15 protein-coding genes, 1 tRNA gene and 1 pseudogene are annotated in these 16483 nt (G+C 72.9%); 14 read left to right on the top strand and 3 right to left on the bottom strand.

What is annotated here, in order from left to right:
- Positions 1–37 precede the first annotated feature (37 nt).
- The 11 genes from SCK26_RS06595 (at position 38) to SCK26_RS06545 (ending at position 9561) form a co-directional block, all read left to right on the top strand.
- Positions 38–2506 (top strand): sensor histidine kinase, encoded by a 2469-nt coding sequence (locus tag SCK26_RS06595; protein ID WP_318200311.1) that lies wholly within the window; start codon positions 38–40, stop codon positions 2504–2506.
- An 89-nt stretch (positions 2507–2595) separates the two neighbouring features.
- On the top strand, positions 2596–3030 hold the full coding sequence (locus SCK26_RS06590; protein ID WP_318200310.1) for a roadblock/LC7 domain-containing protein: 435 nt from the start codon (positions 2596–2598) through the stop codon (positions 3028–3030).
- A gap of 2 nt (positions 3031–3032) precedes the next feature.
- Entirely contained in the window at positions 3033–3404 is a 372-nt protein-coding gene (locus tag SCK26_RS06585) for a DUF742 domain-containing protein (RefSeq protein WP_318200309.1), read from the top strand.
- On the top strand, positions 3382–3981 hold the full coding sequence (locus tag SCK26_RS06580; protein ID WP_318200308.1) for a GTP-binding protein: 600 nt from the start codon (positions 3382–3384) through the stop codon (positions 3979–3981). The genes SCK26_RS06585 and SCK26_RS06580 overlap by 23 nt, the downstream gene beginning before the upstream one ends.
- Positions 3982–4042: 61 nt before the next feature.
- The gene (locus SCK26_RS06575) at positions 4043–4615 is read left to right on the top strand and encodes a GAF domain-containing protein (RefSeq protein WP_318200307.1); all 573 of its coding nucleotides are present in this window, start codon (positions 4043–4045) and stop codon (positions 4613–4615) included.
- Positions 4616–4832: 217 nt separating this feature from the next.
- On the top strand, positions 4833–5861 hold the full coding sequence (gene tdh / locus SCK26_RS06570) for an L-threonine 3-dehydrogenase (protein WP_318200306.1): 1029 nt from the start codon (positions 4833–4835) through the stop codon (positions 5859–5861).
- Between the two features lie 35 nt (positions 5862–5896).
- Positions 5897–7090, top strand: a complete 1194-nt coding sequence (locus SCK26_RS06565; protein ID WP_318200305.1) for a glycine C-acetyltransferase — start codon at positions 5897–5899, stop codon at positions 7088–7090.
- 31 nt (positions 7091–7121) lie between these two features.
- Positions 7122–8036: a LysR family transcriptional regulator gene (locus tag SCK26_RS06560; protein ID WP_318200304.1), complete on the top strand. Its 915-nt coding sequence runs from the start codon at positions 7122–7124 to the stop codon at positions 8034–8036.
- A gap of 35 nt (positions 8037–8071) precedes the next feature.
- Positions 8072–8638 carry an XRE family transcriptional regulator gene (locus tag SCK26_RS06555; protein ID WP_318200303.1) on the top strand — a complete coding sequence of 189 codons (567 nt, stop codon included), beginning with the start codon at positions 8072–8074 and terminating at the stop codon, positions 8636–8638.
- On the top strand, positions 8635–9156 hold the full coding sequence (locus SCK26_RS06550) for a GNAT family N-acetyltransferase (protein ID WP_318200302.1): 522 nt from the start codon (positions 8635–8637) through the stop codon (positions 9154–9156). Before SCK26_RS06555 ends, SCK26_RS06550 begins: the two co-directional genes overlap by 4 nt.
- Before the next feature lie 45 nt (positions 9157–9201).
- Positions 9202–9561 (top strand): MmcQ/YjbR family DNA-binding protein, encoded by a 360-nt coding sequence (locus tag SCK26_RS06545; RefSeq protein ID WP_318200301.1) that lies wholly within the window; start codon positions 9202–9204, stop codon positions 9559–9561.
- A 261-nt stretch (positions 9562–9822) separates the two neighbouring features.
- Here the strand turns inward: SCK26_RS06545 and SCK26_RS06540 are convergent, their stop codons facing one another.
- Both SCK26_RS06540 and SCK26_RS06535 read right to left on the bottom strand, forming a co-directional pair.
- On the bottom strand, positions 9823–10743 hold the full coding sequence (locus SCK26_RS06540; RefSeq protein ID WP_318200300.1) for a transketolase: 921 nt from the start codon (positions 10741–10743) through the stop codon (positions 9823–9825).
- Positions 10744–10774: 31 nt separating this feature from the next.
- Positions 10775–11482 carry a transketolase gene (locus SCK26_RS06535; protein WP_318200299.1) on the bottom strand — a complete coding sequence of 236 codons (708 nt, stop codon included), beginning with the start codon at positions 11480–11482 and terminating at the stop codon, positions 10775–10777.
- 124 nt (positions 11483–11606) lie between these two features.
- Here SCK26_RS06535 and SCK26_RS06530 point away from each other — a divergent pair.
- Together SCK26_RS06530 and SCK26_RS06525 are read left to right on the top strand one after the other, a co-directional pair.
- Positions 11607–11680, top strand: a tRNA-Pro gene (locus SCK26_RS06530).
- Positions 11681–13365: 1685 nt separating this feature from the next.
- Entirely contained in the window at positions 13366–14166 is an 801-nt protein-coding gene (locus SCK26_RS06525; RefSeq protein WP_318205936.1) for a universal stress protein, read from the top strand.
- Between the two features lie 30 nt (positions 14167–14196).
- Here SCK26_RS06525 and SCK26_RS06520 read toward each other — a convergent pair.
- Positions 14197–15082: pseudogene (locus SCK26_RS06520) on the bottom strand (lactonase family protein); the annotation flags it as partial.
- A 328-nt stretch (positions 15083–15410) separates the two neighbouring features.
- On the opposite strand from SCK26_RS06520, the gene SCK26_RS06515 reads away from it, so the two are divergent.
- Positions 15411–16418: an NAD(P)-dependent alcohol dehydrogenase gene (locus SCK26_RS06515; RefSeq protein ID WP_318200298.1), complete on the top strand. Its 1008-nt coding sequence runs from the start codon at positions 15411–15413 to the stop codon at positions 16416–16418.
- The last annotated feature ends 65 nt before the right edge of the window (positions 16419–16483 follow it).

Here is a 16483-nt window from a genome sequence, read left to right as displayed (position 1 = left end):
AGGACCCCAGGCCCGACGCACCCGTACGAGGACGCAGATGTCTCACCTCCGAGCAGCGGCCGCCCACGCCGACCGCCGCGAGGGCGGCCGGCACGGGCGACCGGCCGCCCGTCCCGCTCCCGCGCTGTCCGAGACGCGCATACGGCCCCAGCTGATGCGGCTCGCCGTCCTGCCGCCCCTCGCGGTCGCGCTCGGCTCCGGCGCCGCGGTGCTGTTCACCGTCCGCTCCGCCGGCGCGCGCACCGGTCCCCTGCTGTGGGCCATGGTCGCCGGGGCGGCCGGCCTGGCCGTCGCCGGCATCCTGATCGCCGCCGTGGCCGCCGACCGCGCCGCCCGCTCGGTCGCCGACCGCCTCGACGCCCTCAGGCGCACCGCCGTGCGCGGCGAAGCCGACCTGCACGCCCTGGTCGACGCGCTCCGGCAGGGCGAGACCCCGCCACAGCGCGGCCGGCACCACCGGCCGCCCGCCGACGCCGACGACTTCGAGCTGCTCGCCGCCGACCTGGCCCGCGCCCACGACGGCGCCGTCACCGCCGTCGTACGGGCCTCCCAGCTCTCCAGCAGGACGGGCAGCGAACAGAAACTGGAGGTGTTCGTCAACCTCGCGCGCCGGCTCCAGTCCCTCGTGCACCGGGAGATCTCGATCCTCGACGACCTGGAGAACGACATCGAGGACCCCGACCTGCTCAAGGGCCTCTTCCACGTGGACCACCTGGCCACGCGGATCCGCCGGCACGCCGAGAACCTCGCCGTGCTCGGCGGCGCCGTCTCCCGCCGCCAGTGGAGCAACCCGGTCAGCATGACCGAGGTGCTGCGCTCCGCCATCGCCGAGGTCGAGCAGTACTCCCGGGTCAGGCTCGTGCCGCCCGTCGACGGCGAACTGCGCGGCCATGCCGTCGCCGATGTCATCCACCTGCTCGCCGAACTCGTCGAGAACGCCACGGTGTTCTCCGCACCGCACACGCAGGTGCTGCTCCGCGCCGGCTTCGTCACCTCCGGGTGCGCCGTGGAGGTCGAGGACCGAGGGCTGGGCATGCCCGTCACCGAGCAGAACCGGATGAACGCCCTGCTCGCCGACCCCGACCAGGTCAACGTCGCCAGCCTGCTGGCCGACGGTCGCATCGGTCTCTACGTCGTCTCCCAGCTCGCCCGCCGGCACGGCATCCAGGTGCGGCTGCAGACCAACATCTACGGCGGTGTGCAGGCCGTACTCGTCGTCCCGCAGGCCCTGTTGGGGCAGTCCCAGGACGGGCCGGGCACGGACACGGGCGAAGGCGCCGCGGCTGGACAGGGCACGGACACGGGCGAGGGCGCGGAGGCCGCTCTTGTCGCGCCGCCGCTGCTGCCGGTGTCCGTGCCCCTGCCCGGAGGGGCGGGCGGGGGGACGGCCGAGCCGGGTACCGGGAACGGCGGCGGCGAGGCCGGGAACGGTTCCGCGCCCGTGGCCGGTACGGAGACCGGGGCCGGGGACCCTGGGACCAGCGGCACCGGAACCGGAACCGGAGCCGGATGGGAAACCGGCGCGGCTGACGGCTCCGAGGACGGGAACGGCGGCGCACGGGCTCAGGAGGCCGGGCGACGGCGGCACGCGCAGTGCGAATCGGGGCGGCGTGACTCCGAGGACGGCACACGCGGAGGCCACGAAGACGGCGCCCTGCCCCCGCTGCCCGTGCGCGGCACCCGTGCGGCGCGTCCCACCCCCGCCGATGCCGTGCCCGGCGTCAGCGCCGGGGACCGGCCGGTGGTGGAGGCCCGCACGGGCATCCTGCCCGTCCCGCGCGCCGGCATGGTGCGCGACATCATGGTCGAAAAGCCCCAACTGCCCCGCAGACGCGCCCAGGAGCACATCGCGCCCCAACTGCGCGGCGGCCCGGCCCCCCGTCAGGCCGCCGGCACCGTCACCGGCCACGACCCCGGCCTGATGGCCGCCTTCCAGCGCGGCGTCGGACTCGCCGAGGCCCAGCAGCAACTGGAGTCCGGCCACGAGGAGCCGCGACAGGAACCGCCGGGCCACGGCGGGCCGGCGTACGAGGAGCCGAGGCGCGAGCGGGCGGCGTACGAGGAGCCGAGGCGTGGAGGAGAGGCCTACGAGGAGCCGAGGAGGGACGGCGCCTCGTACCGGGCCTACGGGGAACCGGCGTATGCCCATACGGCGTACGGACACATGGCTCCGGCCCACACGGACGCCTCGCCTATGGATGCCGCACACACGGACTCCCGCCACACGGACGCTCGCCACATGGCCGCCGACCACACGGGCCCGCCTCCCATGGGCGCACCCGACATGGCCGCGGACCACATGGGCCCGCGCCACACGGCACCGGAACCCGCCACCCCGGACCACACGGCTCCCCGGCACACAGCCCGCCACCACATGGGCTCGGAGCACACCACCGCCGGACAACCCCCGGCCCCCGCCCCCATACCTCAGGCCCGCGCCCACGCGCCCGCGCCGGACGGCACGCCCGGTACCGGCCCAGCCGAGGGAAGTGCCCCGGCCGGATGACCGTACCCACCTCCGCCCCCGCTCCCGCACGTCGTACCCCCACCCCCAGCGCGCCCGCAGTTTTCCGTACCCCAAGGAGTCGATCCACCATGGCGAGCGATGCGCCGACCGTCCCCGCATCCGACCTCGACTGGCTGCTGAGCGGCCTCGTGCAGCGCGTACCGCACACCACCAGCGCGGTGCTCCTCTCCTCCGACGGGCTGGTGAAGTCCGTGCACGGCCTGGACGCCGACAGCGCCGACCACATGGCGGCCCTGGCCTGCGGCCTGTACTCCCTCGGCCGCAGCGCGGGCGTCCGGTTCGGCGACGGCGGCGACGTGCGTCAGGTCGTGGTCGAACTCGACGCGACCCTGCTCTTCGTCACCACCGCCGGCTCCGGCACCTGTCTCGCCGTGCTGGCCGGCCGCGATGCCGACGCCGCGGTGCTCGGCTACGAGATGGCGATGCTCGTCAAGAGCGTCCGCCCCTATCTGGTCACCGCCCCCCGGCAGCAGGCCGCCGGCACCGCGGCCACGAGGCATTGAGCGTGGCCGCAGCCGGCGACGGGCCCTGGCTGGACGAGGCGGCCGGCCGGCTGGTGCGGCCGTTCGCGGTCAGCGAAGGCCGCACCGAGCCGAGCATCGCCCTCGACCTGATGTCGCAGGTGATGGCCACCGGCGTCACTCCGCTCGGCTACCTCGGCCCCGAGCACGCGCAGGCCCTGGACCTGTCCCGGGTGCCCGTCCCGGTCGCCGAGGTGGCCGCCCAGCTGAAGCTTCCCGCGGCGGTCACCAAGGTGCTGCTGTCCGACCTGGTCGCCTGCGGCGCGCTGACCACCAGGCCGCCCGCCTACCACCACACCCCCACTGACCGGTCTCTGCTGGAGGCAGTGCTCGATGGACTACGACGACAGCTCTGACCCGTTCCCGACCGCGCTCAAGATCCTCGTCGCGGGCGGGTTCGGAGTCGGCAAGACGACCTTCGTGGGGGCGGTCAGCGAGATCGCGCCGCTCAGCACGGAGGAGCTGCTCACCACGGTCGGCGTCGGCACGGACAGTCTCGAGGGCATCGAGAACAAGACGGAGACCACCGTCGCCATGGACTTCGGCCGGATCGGCCTCGATCCGGACCATGTGCTGTACCTGTTCGGCACGCCGGGACAGGAGCGGTTCTGGTTCATGTGGGACGAGCTGTCCGAGGGGGCGCTCGGCGCCGTCGTCCTCGCCGACACCCGGCGCCTGGAGGACTGCTTCGCCGCCGTCGACTTCTTCGAGGAGCGCGGCCTCGCCTTCGTCGTCGCCGTCAACGAGTTCGACGGCGCCCACCGCTACGACCCCGAGGAGGTGCGGGCCGCCATCGACCTCGATCCGGAGGTCCCGATCGTGCGCTGCGACGCCCGGATCTCCAGCTCCGGCATCCAGACCCTGCTCATCCTCGTCCGCCACCTGCTGGCCCTCGCGCCGGCGACCACGCCCAGCCAGGGCGCCCACATGTGATCCCGACCCACCGTCCACGGAGTCCCTGTATGAGGTACGCCCACAGCGCCGGAGCCCGGCGATGAGCTACGAGCCGCCCCGGCCGGTCCGGGGTCTGCTGCTCACCCCCGAGGACAAGGAGGCCCCCGCCCGCGTCCACCGGCTGCGCCGGCTCGGCCTGGCGGACCGGCCCGACCCGGCGCTCGACGCCTTCGCCGGCCACCTCGCCCAGCTCACCGGCGCGTGCTACGCCATGGTCAACTTCATCGGCGAGGACCGCCAGTTCTTCGCGGGCCTGAGCGCCCCGGCCGTCCCGGTCGTCCGCGAGGACGGGAGCAGGGCCGAGATGGGCCGGGTGCTGCCGCGCGACCATGGGTTCTGCCCCCATGTGGTGGTACGACACAGGGCACTCGTCCTGGACGACGTCCGCGACTATCCGCGGTTCGCGGGCAACCCGGTCGTCGACGGGTTCGGCATCCGCTCCTACCTCGGCGCCCCGCTCATCGACAGCTCCGGCATGGCGCTCGGCACGGTGTGTGCCGCCGACACATCCCCGCGCGCCTGGGGCAGGGCCGGCCTGGAGACCATCAAGACGCTCGCCGCCGATCTCGTCGTACGACTCGAACGGAGCACGCGGGACGGCCTGCCTCTGTGAGGCCCCGCCGCCGGAGCCGGGCCCAACGCGGGCGCGGCGCAAGGGGCATGAGGAATGCCCGCGAGGCCTGAAGGAAAGCTGAGGCGCCGGTTAAGAAAAGCTCGATGGACCACCGCGCGCTCATACGGCAGATTGCAGGGTGATTCCACCCCTCTGACCCGGTGCGGGCTTCTTCGGCATGCCCGTGGGCCGGGCCTCACTCACAGGAGCCGTAGCGTTGAAGGCGCTGGTCAAGGAGAAGGCGGAGCCGGGACTCTGGCTGACGGACGTCCCGGAGCCCGCCATCGGCCCCGGTGACGTCCTCATCAAGGTCATGCGGACCGGTATCTGCGGTACCGACCTGCACATCCGTGCCTGGGACGGCTGGGCCCGGCAGACGATCCGCACGCCGCTCGTGGTCGGCCACGAGTTCGTCGGACAGGTCGTGGAGACCGGCCGGGACGTGACCGAGGTCCGCGTCGGCGACCGGGTCAGCGGCGAGGGGCACCTGGTGTGCGGCAAGTGCCGCAACTGCCTGGCCGGCCGCCGCCACCTGTGCCGGGCCACCGTCGGCCTCGGCGTCGGCCGCGACGGCGCGTTCGCCGAGTACGTGGCCCTGCCCGCGTCCAACGTATGGGTGCACCGCGTCCCCGTCGACCTCGACGTCGCCGCGATCTTCGACCCGTTCGGCAACGCCGTGCACACCGCGCTGTCCTTCCCGCTGGTCGGCGAGGACGTCCTGATCACCGGCGCCGGACCGATCGGCCTGATGGCCGCCGCCGTGGCCCGGCACGCGGGCGCCCGCCATGTCGTCGTCACCGACGTCAGCGAGGAGCGCCTGGACCTGGCCCGCAAGATCGGCGCGAGCCTCGCCCTGAACGTCGCCGGTTCCACCATCGCCGACGGCCAGCGCGCACTGGGCCTGCGCGAGGGCTTCGACATCGGCCTGGAGATGTCCGGCCGCCCCGAGGCCCTGCGCGACATGATCGCCAACATGACCCACGGCGGCCGGATCGCCATGCTCGGCCTGCCCGCCGAGGAGTTCCCCGTCGACTGGGCCCGGATCGTCACCTCGATGATCACCCTCAAGGGCATCTACGGCCGCGAGATGTTCGAGACCTGGTACGCGATGTCGGTGCTGCTGGAGGGCGGCCTCGACCTCGCCCCCGTGATCACCGGCCGGTACGGCTACCGCGACTTCGAGGCCGCCTTCGCCGACGCGGCGAGCGGCAAGGGCGGCAAGGTCATCCTCGACTGGACCGTCTGACCCCCTTCACCCGCGAGCACCTTCAGGAGCCCCCCATGTTCGACACCGTGCGCGACGACCTGCGCGCCACCCTGGACGAGATCCGCGCCGCCGGCCTGCACAAGCCCGAGCGGGTCATCGGCACCCCGCAGTCCGCGACCGTGGGCGTCACCGCCGGCGGCCGTCCCGGCGAGGTCCTCAACTTCTGCGCCAACAACTACCTCGGCCTCGCCGACCACCCCGAGGTGATCGCCGCCGCCCACCAGGCCCTGGACCGCTGGGGCTACGGCATGGCCTCCGTCCGCTTCATCTGCGGCACCCAGGAGGTGCACAAGGAGCTGGAAGCCAGGCTGTCGGCGTTCCTCGGCCAGGAGGACACCATCCTGTACTCCTCCTGCTTCGACGCCAACGGCGGTGTCTTCGAGACCCTGCTCGGCGAGGAGGACGCGGTGATCTCCGACGCCCTCAACCACGCCTCCATCATCGACGGCATCCGCCTGTCCAAGGCCCGCCGGTACCGCTACGCCAACCGCGACCTCGCGGACCTGGAGGCCAAGCTGAAGGAGGCGTCCGACGCCCGCCGCCGGCTGATCGTCACCGACGGCGTCTTCTCCATGGACGGCTACGTGGCCCCGCTGCGCGAGATCTGCGACCTCGCCGACCGCTACGACGCGATGGTCATGGTCGACGACTCGCACGCCGTCGGCTTCGTCGGCCCGACCGGCCGGGGCACCCCCGAACTGCACGGCGTCATGGACCGCGTCGACATCGTCACCGGCACCCTCGGCAAGGCCCTCGGCGGCGCCTCCGGCGGCTACGTCGCCGCCCGCGCCGAGATCGTCGCCCTGCTGCGCCAGCGCTCCCGCCCGTACCTGTTCTCCAACACCCTCGCCCCGGTGATCGCCGCCGCCTCCCTGAAGGTCCTCGACCTGCTGGAGTCCGCCGACGACCTGCGGGTGCGGCTGGGCGAGAACACCGCGCTGTTCCGCCGCCGGATGACCGAGGAGGGCTTCGACATCCTCCCCGGCGACCACGCCATCGCCCCCGTCATGATCGGCGACGCGGCGCAGGCGGCCCGCATGGCCGAACTGCTGCTGGAGCGCGGGGTGTACGTGATCGGGTTCTCCTACCCGGTCGTCCCGCAGGGCCAGGCCCGCATCCGGGTCCAGCTGTCCGCCGCGCACTCCACGGAGGACGTCCACCGCGCGGTGGACGCGTTCGTCGCGGCGCGCGCCGAGCTGGCGGCCTGACCAGGCCGGACGAGCTGGGATAATCGGGGGCATGATCGAGGCACGGCGGCTCCACATCCTCCGTGCGGTGGCCGACCACCGTACGGTGACCGCGGCGGCCGCCGCGCTCTACCTGACCCCGTCCGCAGTCTCCCAGCAGCTGACGGCCCTGGAGCAGGAGACCGGCCACCGCCTGGTGGAGCGCGGCGCCAAGGGCGTACGGCTCACCCCGGCCGGCGAGATCCTGCTCAGCCACACCAACGCGGTCCTCGCCCAGCTGGAGCGGGCCGAGGCCGAGCTGGCCGCCTACGGCTCCGGCGAGGCGGGCACCGTCACCGTGGCGGCCTTCGCGACCGGCATCGCCCAGGTCGTGGCCCCGGCGGTGGCCCGCCTCGCCCACTCCGCGCCCGGCATACGGATCCGGGTGCAGGACGCGGAGGGGGACGCCAGCCTGCCCATGGTCCTGGACCGGCAGGTGGACGTGGCGGTCGCCGTCGAGTACCGGGGCGCCCCGTCCGCCGACGACCCCCGCCTGACCCATGTCCCGCTCTACGCCGAGCCGTTCGACGCGGTCGTCCCGCTCGGACACCGGCTCGCCGACGCGCCCGAGGTGCCCCTGGCCGACCTGTCCAAGGACGCCTGGATCGGCCCGTACCCCGGCAATCCCTGCCACGACGTGGTCGTCCTCGCCTGCGAGAGCGCCGGTTTCCAGCCCCGCCTGGAGCACTCCTCCGACGACTTCCGGGCCGTCGTCGCGCTCGCCGCGGCCGACGTGGGCGTGGCCCTCGTACCGCGCTCGGCGCTGTGCGGTATGGACCTCGCGGGCGTGGTCGTACGCCCCGTCGACGGCGTCGCCCCGACCCGCCGGGTCTTCGCCGCCGTCCGCCGGGGAGCCGAGGGCCACCCGCTGATCCGCCCGGTACTGGACGCGCTCGGCGAGGCGGGCACGGTCGTGAGGCGTCCGTAACACCGATGTCTCACATCGGGGATAGCGTCCCGGATATGAGAAGGGAAGATCCCGTCGATCTCCTGATCGGCGCCCGGCTCGCCGAACTGCGCGCCCAGCACGGCTGGTCCCTGGGCGAGCTGGCGGAGCGCAGCGGAGTCAGCCGGTCCACGCTGTCCCGCGCCGAACGCGCGGAGACCAGCCCCACCGCCGCCGTCCTGAACCGGCTCTGCCATGTCTACGGCCGCACCATGTCCCAGCTGCTCAGCGAGGTCGAGGCGGCACCGGCGCCGCTGGTCCGGGCCGCCGGCCAGCGGGTCTGGGAGGACCGCCGGGCCGGCTTCGTCCGGCGGTCGGTGTCCCCGCCGCACGCCGGGCTGCGCGGCGAACTGGTCGAGGGCCGGCTCGTCCCGGGCGCGGACCTCGCCTACGACCGTCCGCCCGTGCCCGGCCTGGAACAGCACCTGTACCTGCTGGCGGGAACGCTGGAGGTCACCGTCGGCGAGCAGGTCCACCGGCTCGACGCGGGAGACTGCCTGCGGATGCGGGTGACCGGCGCGACCCGGTTCCACTGCCCCGGTCCGGATCCGGCGCGCTACGTCCTGGCGGTGGTACGGCCATGAGGGTGGAGCGCTGGAGCGGCGACCGGGTGCGCGAACGGGCCGACGGCCTGGCGGAGCTGCTGACCGACACCGTGGCCTCGGGCGCCTCCGTCGGCTTCCTCGCACCGCTCGGGCACGCCGAGGCCGTCGCCTGGTGGCGGGAGCGGGCGGACGCCGTGGCGACGGGCCGGTTCGCCGTCTGGGCGGCCGTGGACGACCGGGAGCGGGTGACCGGCACGGTGAGCCTGGACTTCCCGGCCAAGCCGAACAGCCGGCACCGGGCCGAGCTGGTGAAGCTCATGGTGCACCGGAGCGCGCGCGGACTGGGGCTCGGCCGCCGGCTCCTGGCCACCGCCGAGCGGGCCGCCGCGGCCGACGGCCGTACCCTGCTCCACCTCGACACCGAGACCGGCTGCCCCGCCGAGCGGCTGTACCGCTCGGCCGGCTGGACCCCGGCCGGCACCATCCCCGACTACGCGGCGAGCCCGGCGGGCGAACTGCGGCCGACGACGCTGTACTACAAGCGGCTCGGCGGCTGATCGCCCGGCGGCCCGTTGTCAGTGGCAGGAGCTACCTTGCGTGGCATGCCGGATGCAGAAGACGTACGCCGAATCGCCCTGTCCCTGCCGGACACCACGGAGAAGGTCGCCTGGAGCATGCCCACGTTCCGGGTGGCCGGGAAGATGTTCGCGACCCTGCCCGAGAACGAGACGTCCATCGCCGTGCGCTGTCCCAAGGTGGAGCGCGACGAACTGGTGCTGGCCGAGCCGGAGAAGTTCTGGATCGCCGGCCACGAGGCCCAGTTCGCCTGGGTGAGAGCGAGACTGGCCGCCCTGGAGGACGAGGACGAACTGCGGGACATCCTGGCCGACTCCTGGCGCCAGGCCGCCCCGCCCCGACTCCTGGACGCCCACCCCGAGTTGGGCCTCCCGTCCGGGGACTGAAAGATCCGGTGGGTGCGGACGGGAGGGTGGCATCGTCCACCTGCCCCGAGCCGCCGCCCCGCCCGCTCCCACCCGCTCCCACCCGCCAAGGCTTCAAGACACCGGTCCACTGAGACCCGCGGCCCACCGGCCCGCCCGGGCCGGAACGCACCCGCCCGCTCACACCGACCCCGCCGAGGCGGGAACACGTCGGCCCACCGGCACCCGGACTCACCGGCCCACCGGGCCCGGACCCGGCCCGCCCGGCGGCACCGCCCGCGCTCACCCGCCCACCGGCACCCGCCCGGCGCCCACGAACCCGCCGATCCGCTCCCGCAGGCTCGCCGCGTCCAGGCCGTGCGCGGCCACGTGCTCCTCGATCGTGCCGTAGCGGCGCAGTTCGCGCCGGCCCACGCCGAGGCCGAGCACGCGGTGCGGCACATCGGACAGCGCCTCGCCGGCCGCGGCCGCCGAGGTCCCCGCCAGATACGGCTCGACCAGCACCACATCCGTACCGGCGGCCTCCGTGGCCCGGCGCAGCCCGGCCGCGTCGAACGGCCGTACCGTCGTGGCGTACAGCACGGTCACGTCCAGCCCCTCCGTGGCGGCGAGGACGGTGTCCAGCAGCGGGCCGACGGCGACCACGACACCCGAGCGGCCCTCGCGGACCGTGACGAAGCGCTGCCCGTCGATCGGCCGCGCCTGCCGGTTGGACTGCACGGACAGCCGTACGTACACCTTGTCGTCGCCCGCGGCGACCGCGTGCCGCAGCAGCGTCCCGGCCTCGTCCGGATGCCCGGGCACATGCACACTCCAGCCGTCCAGCGTGTCCAGGAGGGCCACATCACCCGGTGCCATATGGGTGAAGCCGCCGGCCGGCCAGTCGAAGGAGGCGGCGGCGCTCACCAGCACCGCACCCGTGTCCTGGTGTCCCAGATCCAGCTTGACCTGCTCGAACGGCCGCTCCACGAGAAAGCTGGCGAAGGTGTGCACGACGGGCCGCAGACCGGTGAGGGCCAGCCCCGCCGCCGCCCCGACCAGCAGCTGTTCGCGGATGCCGACATTGATCACCCGGTCGGGATGGCGCCGCATGGCGTCCCGGAAGCCGTCGAGGCCGATCTCGGCGAGGACGACGGCGACCCGGGGGTCCTCGTCCAGAAGCCGGGAGACGACGGGTGCGAAGCGGTCACGCATGGTGTCCATGACAGAGAGCCCTTTCGGGGAGCGGGGAGGATCAGGAGTTCTTCGGTTCGACACGGGCCACGACGACGTGCGGCCGGCCCGGATGCGGCGCGGTGAACGCGGCGTACAGGGCCTCGTGGTCGCGGCCGTCCACGGTCACCGCGGACCAGCCGGCGGCCTGGAACCGGGCGGCGACGCCTCCGGGCAGCGCGTGGCTGGCGGAGGAGTTGTCGATCACGACGGTGTGCAGCCGGTCCAGCCCGGCGGGCCCGGCGAAGGCGATCGCCTCGTGGTTGCTGCCCTCGTCCAGTTCGGCGTCCCCGGTCAGCACCCAGACCGCCGGATCGGTCAGGCCCTGGGCGCGCAGGCCCAGCGCGGTGCCCACGCCGATCGGCAGCCCGTGCCCGAGCGACCCGCTGCCGATCTCGGCGCCCGGCACGAGCACCCGGTCCGGATGGTGCCCGAGCGGGGAGTCGTACGTCCCGAACCCCGGCAGCCACTCCACGGGCACGAAGCCCTTCGCGGCCAGCACGGCGTAGTAGGCCATGGGCCCGTGCCCCTTGCTGAGCAGGAAGCGGTCCCGGCCGGGGTCGGTGCGCCGCTCGGGAGTGACCCGCAGCACGCGGTCGTAGAGCACCCACAGCACGTCGAGCGTGGAGGTGGCCGCCGGGCCGTGCTTCTCGTCGCCGGTCATCAGGGCCATCAGCCGGGGCAGGTCGTCGTAGCCGTACGTGCGGGACTGTTCCGTTGCGATCGTCATACGGTTGATCGTGCAACCTCAACCAAACTTGAGGTCAACGCCGAAAGGGGCGCGCGATCACCGAGCCGAATGCGGTATTGTTTCCCTGCGCGTTCGGCCGGGGAAACCCCAGGTCAGACCGCACCGGGACGTGGCGCAGCTTGGTAGCGCACTTGACTGGGGGTCAAGGGGTCGCAGGTTCAAATCCTGTCGTCCCGACTCGAGAGAGTCGCAGTTCAGAGGGCCGGCTTCGGAGACATCCGAGACCGGCCCTTGATCGTTTTCGGGGCCAGTCGGGGGCCAGGCTCCCTTGACCGGTGTCGGCGGGTGATGGCGATCGGGCTCGGGAGGGAGCGGGGGCGCGGACTGCGCTGAGGTGTGCGGAGAGTGCTGTGCCGACGGCCGTGATCTTCATGTTCCAGACTGCCGATCTGGTGCCGTTGCCGACCGAGCGGGGTGTCCACCTCTCCCGTGAGCAGGCCCGAACCGCCCGATGTGGTGTGTGCACGGGCGACGGCCCGCCTGCACCAGCTGCTGCCCGGCCTCGGCCCGGGTGAAGCCGCAGCGGCGCTGGCCGCGGTCAACGCTCACCGGCACATCGGGCTGCACCGCCTCGACGCCCACTCTGCGGCGGCACCCAGACGCCCTGACCGCCGGCAGTGCGGACATCCCGCCCTCTTTGCTGCGACTCCTCGACCGACTGAAGCAGTCCGGGCACCCGGTGCGGATCCGGGGTGCGCGCGCTGCGGCCGTCTCCGCCCGCTGCCCGAACAGCGGGCCGAGGGCAGGGCGTGCGGCCTTGTGCCGAACAAGACCGCAAGCGCCCGTGCACGCACTGCTGACGCGACGGCGTCGTGGCAGCCAGCGACGCGGGGAATCCGGTGTGTTGGAGCTGCTATGCCGCCGACCCGGCCCGGCACGAGCCCTGCTCCGGATGCGGACGCCGGGCACGGGTCCGTCGGCGCCGGACGGGAGAGACGGACATCGGTTCCCTCCGTGCCAGTGCCAGTGCCAGTTCGAGTGCCGGCTGGCTCGGTCGTCGCGGCCGAGGGCGACGTAGCCGGCGGCCAGGGCGACCTCTTCGAGCGCCGTGGACATCGCGCGAGCCAGGTCCGCACGCTGCGGAGTGTCTGTGCGGGGCTGTCCGCGATGGCGCCGTACGGTGTCGGACCGTATTGGTGTTGCAGGCGTTCGCGTTCGGTCTCCAACAAGGAGGAGACGGAGAGACTTCCCCGGTTGGCAGCAGCACCATGACGTGGGGAGTGTGCACGTCCTCTCCGAATGGCCATGGTCGACTCGCCGGTCGCGATCTCGGGGCGGAAGATGAGTGTGCTCGGCCGTGTAAGGCGCAAAGGATGGCACATGTCCCCAAGGTTCCCCGGCAGCTCCCGTCGCTTCGGCCACCGAGCCGTCGCGTTGCCATGTGGCTGCGCCGTAGGGACGCTCGCCCTGGCAGGTCGCGGCGGCGGTCAGAACATTCCCGGCACACCACGGTCGGCGCCGACCTCTTCGGCGGCTTCCACCATCGCCTCCACTCGCACGTCCGCCTCGGCAGCGGCATCCTCCGCGGCTGCCCGGGCCCTGGGATGCGAGGCATCCGTCGACGCCGAGGCCGCCCGGGCCGGCACCGCCGCCGACAGTGCGCTCAAGAACGTTCAGGGCCGCGGCAACGCTGTGTCCGAGACCCTGCACCGGAACCGGACCGGTGGACTGCCCGCCGCCCTGGTGACGATCACGAACAAGACCAACCAGAGGGCGTCCTGCGTCGTGCAAGCGGCGAACCTTGAGCCCGGCCACAAGGAGCAGCCCATCGCCTTCAGCGGACAGCCGCGAGGGGCCCATCCGACGGCCTGTCTCGCCCATGCCCACGGTACCGACGTGTGTAAGGAGGCGCGGTGGGCAGCATGGTCGTCGTAGGTGTGGACGGCTCGTCGTCGAGCCATGCCGCGGTGGTTCAGGCCGCTCGGGAGGCTGAGCGGCGCGGTGCGGAGCTGCGTGTGGTGCACGCCTTCAGCTGGCCGGTCGGGCCCATGTACGCACCGCTGGACCCGTCGCCGCTCAACATGCTGGCGCACGACGCCGCACAGGATGCTCGGCGTGTGGCGCCCGGGGTGAAGGTCGACGAAGCCGTGATGATCGGCGGTGCGGTGTCGGTGCTGGTGGCCGAGTCGCGCGCCGCGGACCTCGTGGTCGTCGGCCGCCGGGGCATCGGGGGCTTCGTCGGCATGCTGCTGGGCTCGACGGCGGTATCCCTGGCCGCCCACAGCCACTGTCCGGTGCTGGTGATCCGCGAGGAGCCGGACTGCTCCGGGCCCGTCGTGCTGGCCGTCGACGGCTCCCCAGAGGGCGAGAAGGCGGTCGAATTCGCCTTCGCCGAGGCGGAGAGGCGGGGATCCGACCTCGTCGCCGTGCACGCGTGGCTGCCGGACCACGCACCGGCCGGTACGGGCGTGGAGAGCCCGGAGCGCCTGCTGGCCCAGGCGGTCGCCGGACGCGCGGAGAGCTGTCCGGACGTGACGGTCCGACAGGAAGTGCTTAGCGGCGAGACCCGCGAGGTCCTGGTCCAGGCCAGCAGGAGCGCCCAATTGATGGTGGCCGGCGCCAGGGGGCGCGGCGGGTTTTCCGGGATGCTCCTGGGGTCGGTCAGCCAGGTGCTGTTGCACCACGCGCACTGCCCGGTCGCCGTCGTCCGCGGCGGATCCTGAGTGGAGCCGGGTGCGCGTGCGCTGCCGTCGGGCGATCACGGTGCCGGACGCCGCCGGCACCGGCAGGGAACCGGCGCGTCGCGGGACGCCGGTCGCGGGGTCCGGGTCCAGCCGTGTGACGTCGCTTGAGCGTTCGTCGGCCGCGTACAGCCGCGCGCCGGAACGGTGCAGGACCAGGTCGCGCGGCCATCGACCTCCGCACGGAACCGACGCGACCGACTCCGCTCGCTCGCCGGTCGCGTCGAGCGCAAGGACGGTGATGGTGCCGGTGCCGCGGACCGCCGCCCACAGACGGCGGCCGTCGGGTGAGACGACCGGTGCCGGGGGAGAGACGGCCTCGTCGGTGCCACCCGGGAACGAGAGTGCCGTGCCCACCGGTTCGAGCACGCCGGCGGCGGCGTCCCAGCGGCACACGGTGACGGCCGCATCGAGTTCTCCGAGAACGCGGGCGTGGCTTCCGGACGGCCGGAAGGCCAGGTGACGCGGCCGGACTGGCGGGCGGGGTCAGGTCCGCTGCCCGTGTAGTGCCGCACGTCCCCGGTGGTTCGCAGGCCGCCGTCGGCGGCGAGGGAGAGCACGGTGACGCTGCCGGGAGGCGTGATTGGCGGTCAGCGGTGACCACGCACCACCGACAGCTGGGTGGGCGCATCCCCTCGCACTGCCACGGGGACCTCGAGGGGTCGCGGTTCGGGATCGGCGATGTCGTAGGCGGCGACCGAGCCCTGTGCCGTCTCGGAGACGGTGTAGAGGACCGGTCGTGATCGGCAGTCAGGTAGGACGGGTCCGGTAGGGCATCGACAACGCCGATTTCGGTCAGCGCTCCCGTCTTCGGATGCACGGCGGCCACCACGATGCCGCGGCCACCCGATGATGTGAACGATCTGATGAAGGCTCGATCCGTGCGTTCGTCACCCACAGCGTCCTCCGCCCTCGCGCGCGTGGCCCGACGCCGGCAGGGCCGCTTTCGCCGCCGGGGCCAGTACCGGGACAGGCGTGTCACCCAGGTCACCTCACCGAGGCCATTTCACCGAACCCTTCCGCACGCCCGCGTCGCCTGACCGGGCATCGTCCGGTCGAGTCGCGAGCGGACTCGGACCCTGCGACAGTGGCAGGAGTGAAGAGCTGACGCCAAGACCGGAGTCGATGCGGCCGGCTCACCGTCGTCGCGGCCGGCAGTGAGCCGGTGGAGGAAGGGCGGGCGGATGAAGGCGTTCGTGATGAAGGAAATCGGACGGACGGGCTTCATGGAGAAGCCCGTTCCGGAGCCGGGCCCAGGCGACGCGGTGGTGCGGACGACCAGTGCCCTGATCTGCACATCCGATTCCCACACCGTTCACGGCGGCATCGGCCCGAGGAAGAACCTGACGCTGGGCCACGAAGCCGTCGGCATCGTGCACGCGGTGGGCAGCGAGGTGAAGGAATTCCGGCCCGGCGACCGCGTGCTGGTCGGCGCCATCACCCCCGACTGGGGCGACATGGCCTCCCAGAACGGGTTCCCGTCGCAGTCGGGCGGACCGCTCGGCGGGTTCAAGTTCGCCAACCGCAAGGACGGGGTCTTCGCCGATTACTTCCACGTCAACGACGCCGACGCCAATCTCGCCGGGATCCCCGACACGATCGGTGACGACGTGGCGGTCTACTGCGCCGACATGCTGTCGACGGGATTCATGGGAGCGGAGAAGGGCAACATCCCGATCGGCGGGACGGTCGCCGTCCTCGCGCAGGGACCGGTGGGCCTGATGGCCACGGCGGGGGCCAGGCTCCGCGGCGCCGGCCGGGTCATCGGGGTCGAGTCGGTCCCCAGTCGGCAGAAACTGGCGCGCGAGTACGGCGCCGATGAGATCGTGGACTTCACCAGCGAGGACGTCGTCGAGCGGGTCCGTGAGCTGACCGGTGGAGAAGGGGTCGACACCGCCATCGAGGCCCTGGGCGCGGACATCACGTTCCAGACCGCTGTGAAGATCACCAAGCCCGGCGGCACCATCTCCAACATCGGCTACTTCGGCGAGGGCGAGTTCATCAGCATCCCCCGCGTCGAATGGGGCGTCGGCATGGCGGACCAGACCATCGCGACCGGGCTCTGCCCCGGAGGCCGGCTCCGCATGGAACGGCTGCTGCGCGTAGTGGAGGCGAAGCGCATCGACCCCACGCGCATGACCACCCACACGTTCTCCTTCGACGACATGGAGCGGGCCTTCGAGGTCGCGGACAAGAAGCTCGAAGACGTCGTGAAGGTGCTGATCACTTTCTAGGCAGCGTCCTTTCCCGGACTTGCGCAGCGCGGCGGACGGTGCTTTGCGGCGCCGCGGAAGCGAGG

The organism is Streptomyces sp. SCL15-4, assembly GCF_033366695.1.
Lineage (GTDB): Bacteria > Actinomycetota > Actinomycetes > Streptomycetales > Streptomycetaceae > Streptomyces.
This window is presented reverse-complemented; position numbering and strand designations above follow the sequence as displayed.